This window comes from Lentzea aerocolonigenes, assembly GCF_000955955.1.
Taxonomy (GTDB): Bacteria; Actinomycetota; Actinomycetes; order Mycobacteriales; family Pseudonocardiaceae; genus Lentzea; species Lentzea aerocolonigenes_A.
This window is the reverse complement of sequence record NZ_JYJG01000570.1, coordinates 1-8414: the sequence shown is the minus strand read 5'-3', so window position 1 is coordinate 8414 and position 8414 is coordinate 1. Positions and strand designations below refer to the sequence as shown.

Below are 8414 nucleotides of genomic sequence, written 5' to 3'. Positions count from 1 at the left end.
CAGGCACGAAGGTCCAGGTGCCCGTTGCGCCGGTCCCAGCCGCCCAGGACGACGAGATCGCCACGGCACCGGCACAGGCGACCGGCAACACCGACACTCCCACCGCACTAGACGAGACCCACGCGGCGCCAGGCACGACAAGCGCGGAGGTCCAGGTTGCCGAGGCGGCGGTCGTGCTGGCCCGGGCTGGTTCGCCGCGCCGTCGACGGATCTGGCGGTTCGCGGCAGCGGCGTGCGCGGCTGGGTGCACCGTGCTGGCGGCGTTGGTCTGGTCGTCGGCGAGTTGGCAGGGCAGGCCGTGGGGCGACCTCTGGCCCGTCGCCCTGATGCAAGGGCTGACCTGGAACCTCCCCGTGTCGATCCATGCGCACCTGACCCTGACGGAACAACTGCTTCAGCTGAACCAGGGAGGCCGGACGGTCCTGCTGCCCGCGATCAACTTCGCGGCCACGGCGGCTGCGTTCGCCTACCTGGCGGACGACGTGCGGCGGGCGGTCCGTGCTGAGGCAGGCGATCCGTTGTGCCGGGGCGGGGTCTCTACTGACGCTCGGCTCCGTTGGTTCCTCGTCCTCGGCGCCGGTGCGACCGTGGTCTGGACCGTGATCACGTCGTCGCTCCGCCTCCCGTCCAACCTCTGGGGCATCGCCGTGGGTCTCGCGGTGACCGCGATCGTCCTCGGCCTTGCGCAGAGGCTTGGTAGCCACCGGCGCGAGATGTCCGGCTTCACCGCGCGGGACGGCGCCGTGATCTGCGCTGCCGGCCTCGCAGCCTGGTTCCTGCAGGGTTTGTCGCCGATGGGGGCCGCTCTTGCTGCGGGCCTGGCGCTCGGCTTCACCCGCTTGGCCGCTCTCAGGCTCGCGCTGCTATTCGAGCTCGTCTCCACGCTGTCGGTCCAGCTGTACTTCCTGCGCGACGACTGGTCCTTCAGCAGGACGAGTGCAGGACCGACCACGACCCAGATGCTCGTCGTCGTTCTGCTCGCGTTCGCGATCTCCTATGCCACGGTCGCTTGGCTCTTCTGGTACGTACGGCGCCGCTCCTTCTACCCGTTCGTCATCTATTTACTGCTGCTTGCCGGTGTCGTGTGTGCGGCACTCACCACCGGCGTCATCTCGGCCACCTGACTCGCCGCCACCACCGGTCAGAAGCCGAGGGTTGCCTCGGAGACCTTCCAGAGCTGGGCTGCCGCCTCTGGGTCCTGGGCGTAGGGGGCGACGCCTCGGAGGGGCGTGTCGGCGGTGGCCGGGGCGGCCTCGTTGCAGTCCTCGAAGTACTTGCCGGAGATGTCGGCCAGGAGGGGCGTGGTGGCCACTACGAGGGTGGTGGCGGCGCCTTGCTCCGGGGTTTTCACGCGGCGGGTGGCGGTGCCGCCGGATTGGCGGATGCGCTCCTGGAGTTCTTCGGGGGTCAGGTGGCGCTGGAGGTTGGTGGCGATGCTGCCGGGCATGAGGGCGTTCATGGTGATGCCCTCGGAGGACCAGCGGCGGCCTGCCTCGATGCCGAAGAGGATGTTCGCCGTTTTGGATTGGCCGTAGGCCTGCCAGCGGTCGTAGGGGCGGTGGTCGTAGTGGATGTCGTCGAACTCGACGGCGCCCATGCGGTGGGCGGAGGAGCTGACGTTGACCACGCGGGCGCCTTCGGCTCGCAGGGAGTTGAAGAGGCCCTGGGTGAGGGTGAAGTGGCCGAAGTGGTTGGTGGCGAACTGGAGCTCCCAGCCCTCCGGCGTGCGGGTGAGCGGGGTGGCCATGACACCTGCGTTGTTGATCAGCAGGTGCAGCGGGCCGTCCCAGTTGCGGGCGAAGGCTTTGACGGAGGCCTGGGAGGCCAGGTCGAGCTTGCCCACCGAGATCTTGCTGGGCCGCGTCGACGTCGCGGGCCGCGATGGTCACCTCCGCGCCCGCGGTGGCGAGGGCGCGGACGGTTTCCACGCCGATGCCCGAGGCGCCACCGGTGACGATGGCGCGGCGGCCTGAGAGGTCGACGCCGTCCACCACGTCGAGAGCGGTCGTGTCGAAGCCGTAGGGGGTGGTGATCACGCGGTTTCCCCGATCTTGAGCGTTTCCTCGGAGACCTTCCACAGCTGGGCGGCGGCTTCCGGGTCGTGGGCGTAGGCCGCGAGGCCGTCGGTCATGCCGGGCTCGTTGGGCAGGGCCTCGTTGCAGTCCTCGAAGTAGAGGCCCGAGCGGCCCTCGACGAGTGGCGAGACGGCGAGCACGAGGGTGGTGGCGGCGCCCTGTTCTGGCGTCTTGAGCTGCAACGGCTTGCCTCCGCCGCGCAGCTTGATGCGCTCCTGCAGCTGCTCGGGCGTGATGTGGCGCTGCAAGGCCGTCAGAATGCCGCCGGGCATCAAGGCGTTCATCGTGATGCCCTCGGAGGCCCAGCGCTGACCTGCCTCCACACCGAACAGAACATTTGCCGTCTTGGACTGGCCGTACGCCTGCCAGCGGTCGTACTCGCGGCGCTCGAAGTGGATGTCCTCGAACACGACCGGGCTCGCGAGGTGGCCGGCCGAGCTGACGTTCACGACGCGGGCGCCCTCGGCGCGCAGCGAGTCGAAGAGGCCGAGCGTCAGGGTGAAGTGGCCGAAGTGGTTCGTGGCGAACTGGAGCTCCCAGCCCTCCGGCGTGCGGGTCAGCGGGGTGGCCATGACACCCGCGTTGTTGATCAGCAGGTGCAGCGGGCCGTCCCACGAGGCGACGAAGGCCTTCACGGAGTCCTGCGAGGTCAGCTCCAGCGGAGCGACGAAGATCTGCTTGTTGCCCGTGGACGCGGACAGCTCGGACGCGACCTGCCGGCCCGCCTCGACGTTGCGCGCCGCGATGGTGACCTCGGCGCCCGCGGCGGCAAGAGCCCGCACGGTCTCGACGCCGATGCCGGACGCTCCACCGGTGACCACGGCGCGACGGCCGGAGAGGTCGACGCCCTCGACGACCTCGAGAGCAGTCGTCTCGAAGCCGAACGGGGTGGTGATGCGCTCGCTCATCTGAAATCCCCAACCTGTGTCGTACACTGAAACGGAGGTTCCTCCGGTTCGAGTTCCACAGTAACCGGAGGGTCCTCCGTTTAGCAAGTTACCCAGTGGAGTGATGAAGAAGTGCGTGCTGACGCTGTCCGCAACCGCGGGGTGCTGCTCGAGGTGGCGCTGGACGCCTTCACCCACGAGAAGGACGTGACACTGGGCGCCATCGCCAAGAAGGCGGGCGTTGGCATCGGCACGCTCTACCGGCACTTCCCCACCCGCGAGGCCCTGATCGAGGCCGTCTACCGCACCGAGCTCGACAAGCTCTGCGCCGCCGCCCCCGAACTGCTGGAGACGAACGAGCCGGAAGCCGCGCTACGCGAGTGGATGAACCTCTTCATCGCCTACATCGCCACGAAGCAGGACCTCAAGGACGCGCTGCAGGCCGTGATCGCGCTGGGCATCAACCCGTTCGAGCACAGCCGCGCCAAGATGACGGCCGCCGTCGAGACACTGCTGACCGCGATGGGCGCGCAGGCCGAGCCGATGGACGTGATGACCCTGTTGATCGGCGTCGCGCAGAACGGCGACCCGGCTCAGGCGAAGCGGATGCTGGACCTGATCATGGACGGGATCCGCCACGGCGCTGCTGCTCGAACCGCTCCACCAGCATCGGCGCCTCGTTGAGCAGGAACGTGTAGAAGTCCCGCATGTAGGCGAGCCGCTCCAGCGCGAGACCGGGGCCGACCGCCTCGACCCCCTTCTCCACGGCGGTCAGCACGTCGTCGACCACTGAGTGCTGCCGCGAGTACAGCGTGGTCCAGGCGTTGTCGCGCATCCGGAAGTGCTCACGCCGGCTGCCCGCCACGTGGATCCGCTCGATCAGCCCCATCTGCACGATCATCTTGACCGCCCCGGACACCGATCCGGCACTCACACCCAGTTCGTCGGCGAGATCCCCCGCGGTCAGCGACTCCTTGTCGGAGAACAGGAACGCCGCCAACGCGCGCGCCCCCATCCGCTGCATCCCTGCACCGACCAGCGTCAGCGCCAGGTGCTCGGCCGCTTCCCTGCGTGCTGTCTCGCCGGTCACACCACTCCAGCCTTCAGAAATTTCTGAACGTTCGCTAGCCTCAATCCTAGGGGGAAGGGGCTGGCAATGGCCACAGCACTCGTCGTAGGCGCCGGGATCGCGGGCCTCGCGACCGCGCTCAGACTGACCCGCAGCACGTGGGAAGTCGTGCTCATCGACCACGGCAAACACCACGACCCTGTGCCGCTCAAAGGCCCGGACCTGCAGGCAGCGAAACGCCTCGCAGCCCTGCCGTACCCGCTCTACTACGAAACCCGCCACAGCACCGTCACCTCGCTCCAGCCGGACCGCTTCGGCGTCACGGTCGCCTTCGACGACCACGAGGACGAGTGGTTCGACATCGTCGTGTGCGCCCAACCGTGCTGCGAAGCGGACCGATTACCCGGCCTGCGCCTGGAATCCTGGTCCCGCAACCACGTCGCCCTGCTCTACAAGGCAGTCCAGGACACCGAGATCCCGCTGTGCGCCGCCGAGCTGCTCGCGGACGCCTTCGACATCTACCCGGACGACTACGCCGCATTCTCTTGGTGGGAAACCACTTTGAAGCCGCACACCGTTAGGCGGGCCTTTACCCGCGTTCGGTAAGCCTGCGGGTCATGACCACGTTACGGAGACGCACCTTCATCGTGGGCGGCCTCGCGGGAGCGAGTGCCGGCGTACTGGTTCCCAAGCTGGCCAACGCGATCGGCTACCCCTTCACCCTCGGCGTCGCATCGGGCGAACCGGCCGCCGACGGGTTCGTGATCTGGACCCGCCTCGCCCCCAACCCCCTCAACGCCGACGGTCTCGGCGGCATGCCGAACACCAACACGGCCGTCGAATGGCAGGTCTCCACCGACGAGCGCTTCACGTCTCTCGCCCGCACCGGCACCTTCACGACGCAGCAGGCAAGCGTCCACTCCGTGCACGTCACCCTCACCGGCCTCGAACCCGGCCGCGAGTACTGGTACCGCTTCCGCACCGGCGGCCACATCTCCCCCGCGGGCCGCGCCCTCACCGCACCGGCCGTCGGCACCCAACCCGAGCTGAGCATGCTCTTCGCCTCGTGCAGCCACTTCGAGGAGGGTTACTTCACGGCCTACCGCCGGATGGCCGAGGAACACCCCGACCTGATCCTGCACCTCGGCGACTACATCTACGAAGGCGCCGCCACCACCACGCGCGTCCGCAAGTTCGCCCCGGCAGCGGAGATCAGCACGCTCGCCAACTACCGCGTCCGCCACGCCCAGTACAAGACCGACCCGGACCTGCAGGCCGCGCACGCCACCGCGCCCTGGCTCGTCGTCTGGGACGATCACGAAGTAGAGAACAACTACGCCGGCCTCGTCCGGAACGACAGCAGCCCGGCCGGTGACTTCAAGGCCCGCCGAGCAGCCGCGTACAAGGCGTACTACGAGCACATGCCACTGCGCTCAGCCCAGGCCCCAACGGCCGAGAACATGTTGCTGCACCGCAGGGTCCGCTGGGGCAGCCTCGCCACCTTCCACCTGCTCGACACCCGCCAGTACCGCGACGACCAGGCGTGCGGCGACGGCACCAAGGTCTGCCCGGCCGCCGACGACCCGGCCCGCACGCTCACCGGCACCTCGCAGGAAACCTGGCTGATCGACGGCCTCCGCCAGAAGCTCGGCACCTGGGACTTCCTGGGCCAGCAGGTGTTCTTCGCCCAACGCCTCGCCGCCGCGGACGGTTCGAAGAGCATGGACGCGTGGGACGGCTACACCGCCAACCGCACCCGCGTCCAGAACGCGTGGGACGCCAGCGGCAACAAGGGCACCGTCGTGCTGACCGGCGACGTGCACCGCAGCTGGGCCGCGAACCTCATGCAGAACTACGGGACCCAGAACCGGATCATCGGCACCGAGCTCGTCACCACGTCGATCACGTCCGGCGGCGACGGCAACGCGGCCGACAACGGCCTCAACCCGACGCTCAACCCGCACGTGAAGTACTTCAAGAACCTGCGCGGCTACGTCAGCACCCGCACGAACGCGACCGAGATGCGGGTCGACTTCCGCTACGTCGACAAGGTCACCGTCCGCGACTACCCGGTCAAGACGGTCGGCAGCTACGTCGTGGAGGCCACCAACCCCGGATTGCAGGCGCCGTGAAGACACTCCTGATCGCCTCGCTGCTCCTCGCACCCGCCCCGATGACGTGGTCCACGGTCAACACCGACTCGACCGGCGACCAGGACAACGCGTCCGTCTCCGCCACCCGCAACGGTTACACGGCCGTCGTGTGGGAGGACGACCGCGACACCACCGCCCCCGAGGACCCGATCCACTCCGACATCTGGATCCGCCTCTACCAGGAGGGCACCTCCCTCTACGAGAAGAAGCTCAGCACCGGCGGCACCGGCAACTGGCGCCACTGGCAACCCGACGTCTCGCTGCACGAGGACGGCACCGCCGTCGTCGTGTGGTCGGAAGACCCGGACGGCAACGGCTTCTACAACATCGCGGTCCGCTCCGTGTCAACCGCCGGCACCGTCTCCGGCTCCGGCACGGCCAACGCCGGCGCCGACGGCCAGCAGCACTTCCCCAGCGTCGCAGCCGATCCGGACACCGGCGGCTTCGCGGTCACCTGGGAGGACCAGCAGGGCACCGCAGCACCCACCGTGCGCGTCAGCGGGTTCGCGTCGATCTCGTCCAAGACCTACGAGGCCCAGGTCAGCAACGCGGGCGGCACCCACGCCAAGCCCCAGGTCGCCATGGGCGCGGCAGGCAACGCCATCGTCGCGTGGGAGGCGGACGCGAACATCGCCCGCAAGATCCTCACCCCGTCCGGCGGCGTCAAGCAGGCGCAAACCACAACGGGGCAAGGAAAGCACCCCGCCGTGGCGGCCAACTTCAACGGCGACTTCGCAGTCGCCTGGGAACAGTCCGGCGTGAAAACCCAGTCCTTCACCGCCGCCGGTGCCCCACGCGGCGCCGTCGCCAGCACCACCGGCACCGACCCGCAGATCGGCATCGACGACCAACTGGGCGTCGCGGTGACCACGGCCGAGGCTCTGGACGTCTACACGCAGGTCTACAACCCCGACGGCACCACGACCGGCCGACCTCCACGCCGGCTCACGGTCTCCAACGCCACCGGCAGGCAGGACGAACCCGCCGCGGGCGTCGACCCGTGGGGCCGCATCACCGTCGTCTACACGGACGACAACGACGGCAACGGTTTCGACCAGATCTACCTCGGCACCGGCCTGACCACCCAGCAGTGGTAGGTCAGCGCTGATCCAGGGGCCTGCGTCGCTGGTGGATCTCCAGCAGCGACGCGGGCTTCCAAAACCCGTGCACGTCGTACGTGTCCGTACCGGGCGGCACGATCTCATCGATCCGGTCCAGCACGTCGTCCGTCAACACCAGGTCAGCCCCCTCCAGCAACGACTCCAGGTGCTCCATGGTGCGCGGCCCGGTGATCGCGGACGTCACGCCAGGATGCGTGGTCACGAACGCGATCGCCAACGCGGGCAACGACACCCCCATCTCATCCGCGAGCTTCGCGAACTCCTCGACCGCATCGAACTTCGCCGCGTTCCTGGCCAACGACTCGTCGAACCGGTCCGGCGTCAACGTCGCCCGGAACGCCTCCGCCGCCGCACCCCTCCGATGCTTGCCCGACAGGAACCCGCTCGCCAACGGACTCCACACCAGCACACCCATGCCAAGCCGCTGCGCCACCGGCAGCACCGAGCGTTCGATCCCGCGCGCCAGCATCGAGTACGGCGGCTGCTCGGTCCGGAACCGCATCAGCCCACGATTCATCGCCACGTGGTACGCCTCAACGATCTCCTCGGCCGGGAACGTCGAGCACCCGAACGCCCGGATCTTCCCGTCCCGCACCAAATCCGTGAGCACCGAGAGCGTCTCCTCGATGTCCGTCGAGTAGTCCGGCCGGTGCACCTGGTACAGGTCGATCCAGTCCGTACCCAGGCGCCGCAAACTGTCCTCGACGGCCCGCACGACGTACCGGCGCGAGTTACCGCTGCGATTACGGCCCTCACCCAGCGGGAAATGCACCTTCGTGGCCAGCACGACATCATCCCGCCGGCCTTGCAACGCCTTGCCGACGATCACCTCCGACTCCCCGGCCGAGTACATGTCGGCGGTGTCGACGAAGTTGATACCCGCTTCCAGAGCGCGATGGATGATCCGCACGCCCTCGTCGTGGTCCTTGTTGGCGACATCGCCGAACATCATGGCGCCGAGGCAGTGGTGACTGACCTCGATACCGGTTCCCCCAAGTACGCGATAACGCATCGTCATGCGCAAAACCTACGAACTAGAGCCGCCTCTAGGTCAAGCGATGCCGAAGCCGAGGCGTCTTTGGCTTTTCACGTGCGCTCCGGGTGGGGTC

The 8414-nt window shown here is 68.3% G+C and carries 10 protein-coding genes; 6 read left to right on the top strand and 4 right to left on the bottom strand.

Features of this window, described 5'->3' with window-relative positions:
• Positions 1 to 1124: undecaprenyl-diphosphate phosphatase (locus UK23_RS47170; RefSeq protein WP_045318397.1), on the top strand; the 1124-nt coding region annotated here is incomplete at its 5' end.
• Between the two features lie 17 nt (positions 1125 to 1141).
• Here the strand turns inward: UK23_RS47170 and UK23_RS47165 are convergent.
• Entirely contained in the window at positions 1142 to 1843 is a 702-nt protein-coding gene (locus UK23_RS47165; RefSeq protein WP_330770659.1) for an SDR family NAD(P)-dependent oxidoreductase, read from the bottom strand.
• Between UK23_RS47165 and UK23_RS54900 the strand changes: the two genes are divergently transcribed.
• On the top strand, positions 1836 to 1973 hold the full coding sequence (locus UK23_RS54900; protein ID WP_330770658.1) for a hypothetical protein: 138 nt from the start codon (positions 1836 to 1838) through the stop codon (positions 1971 to 1973). The two genes, UK23_RS47165 and UK23_RS54900, sit on opposite strands and share 8 nt — an antisense overlap.
• A gap of 59 nt (positions 1974 to 2032) precedes the next feature.
• Here the strand turns inward: UK23_RS54900 and UK23_RS47160 are convergent, their stop codons facing one another.
• The gene (locus UK23_RS47160) at positions 2033 to 2983 is read right to left on the bottom strand and encodes an SDR family NAD(P)-dependent oxidoreductase (RefSeq protein ID WP_045318396.1); all 951 of its coding nucleotides are present in this window, start codon (positions 2981 to 2983) and stop codon (positions 2033 to 2035) included.
• A 111-nt stretch (positions 2984 to 3094) separates the two neighbouring features.
• Between UK23_RS47160 and UK23_RS47155 the strand changes: the two genes are divergently transcribed.
• Complete coding sequence (locus UK23_RS47155; protein WP_045318395.1) at positions 3095 to 3646, top strand: TetR/AcrR family transcriptional regulator; 552 nt, start codon at positions 3095 to 3097, stop codon at positions 3644 to 3646.
• Here UK23_RS47155 and UK23_RS47150 read toward each other — a convergent pair.
• A complete protein-coding gene (locus UK23_RS47150) occupies positions 3582 to 4052 on the bottom strand; it encodes a GbsR/MarR family transcriptional regulator (RefSeq protein ID WP_045318394.1) in 471 nt (156 codons plus the stop codon). The two genes, UK23_RS47155 and UK23_RS47150, sit on opposite strands and share 65 nt — an antisense overlap.
• A gap of 66 nt (positions 4053 to 4118) precedes the next feature.
• On the opposite strand from UK23_RS47150, the gene UK23_RS47145 reads away from it, so the two are divergent.
• From UK23_RS47145 to UK23_RS47135, 3 genes are read left to right on the top strand one after another with little or no spacing between them, the layout of a single operon-like run.
• Positions 4119 to 4637, top strand: coding sequence for an FAD-dependent oxidoreductase (locus UK23_RS47145; protein WP_045318393.1), 519 nt, complete (start codon positions 4119 to 4121; stop codon positions 4635 to 4637).
• 11 nt (positions 4638 to 4648) lie between these two features.
• The gene (locus UK23_RS47140) at positions 4649 to 6163 is read left to right on the top strand and encodes an alkaline phosphatase D family protein (protein ID WP_045318392.1); all 1515 of its coding nucleotides are present in this window, start codon (positions 4649 to 4651) and stop codon (positions 6161 to 6163) included.
• Positions 6160 to 7281, top strand: a complete 1122-nt coding sequence (locus UK23_RS47135; RefSeq protein ID WP_231115006.1) for a hypothetical protein — start codon at positions 6160 to 6162, stop codon at positions 7279 to 7281. The genes UK23_RS47140 and UK23_RS47135 overlap by 4 nt, the downstream gene beginning before the upstream one ends.
• Position 7282: 1 nt before the next feature.
• On the opposite strand, the gene UK23_RS47130 is transcribed toward UK23_RS47135, so the two are convergent.
• A complete protein-coding gene (locus UK23_RS47130) occupies positions 7283 to 8317 on the bottom strand; it encodes an aldo/keto reductase (protein WP_045318398.1) in 1035 nt (344 codons plus the stop codon).
• Positions 8318 to 8414: the final 97 nt, after the last annotated feature.

Coding starts and splice junctions, on each gene's coding strand:
- UK23_RS47140 (WP_045318392.1), top strand. CDS start 4,649: ATGACCACGTTACGGAGACGCACCTTCATCGTGGGCGGCCTCGCGGGA.
- UK23_RS47130 (WP_045318398.1), bottom strand. CDS start 8,317: ATGCGTTATCGCGTACTTGGGGGAACCGGTATCGAGGTCAGTCACCAC.
- UK23_RS47145 (WP_045318393.1), top strand. CDS start 4,119: ATGGCCACAGCACTCGTCGTAGGCGCCGGGATCGCGGGCCTCGCGACC.
- UK23_RS47160 (WP_045318396.1), bottom strand. CDS start 2,983: ATGAGCGAGCGCATCACCACCCCGTTCGGCTTCGAGACGACTGCTCTC.